Genomic DNA, 558 nt, shown 5'->3' with positions numbered 1-558 from the left:
ATTCCAGGTCTTCGAAGCGCGCTGAAGTACGCCGTTGCTTGTGGTGGCGGTTTTAACCATCGTATCGGTGTGTTCGACGCTTACCTCATCAAAGAAAACCACATCATCGCTTGTGGCGGAATTACTCAAGCAATCACCACAGCAAAAGATCTCAATCCTGGCAAACCAGTCGAAGTAGAAACAGAAAGCCTGGCTGAGCTACAAGAAGCGATCGACGCAGGTGCCGACATCATCATGCTAGATAACTTCACGAAAGAAATGATGCGTGAAGCCGTAGAGATTAACGCAGGCCGTGCCGCTTTAGAAAACTCAGGCAACATCACTCTAGATACTATCGCTGAATACGCAGAAACCGGAGTCGATTACATTTCGGTAGGCGCACTAACTAAGCATCTAAAAGCGATGGATCTTTCGATGCGCTTCAAATAACGCAAGCAACAAAATTTAAATTACTTCAACTAACTCAGTGAGTTGTGAGTAATTCATCATTAAAAAGGGCCACTAGGCCCTTTCTTTTTATCCACTAAAAAAATAGCACTACTCGCAAAACTCTGCATA

1 protein-coding gene is annotated in these 558 nt (G+C 44.4%); it reads left to right on the top strand.

Going from position 1 to position 558, the window contains the following annotated elements:
* Nucleotides 1–429 (top strand): nicotinate-nucleotide diphosphorylase (locus R8N47_RS27445; protein WP_412034498.1); only part of this gene is annotated, 429 nt, incomplete at its 5' end.
* Between the last annotated feature and the right edge of the window lie 129 nt (nt 430–558).

Source organism: Vibrio sp. 2132-1 (genome assembly GCF_033344315.1).
This window is presented reverse-complemented; position numbering and strand designations above follow the sequence as displayed.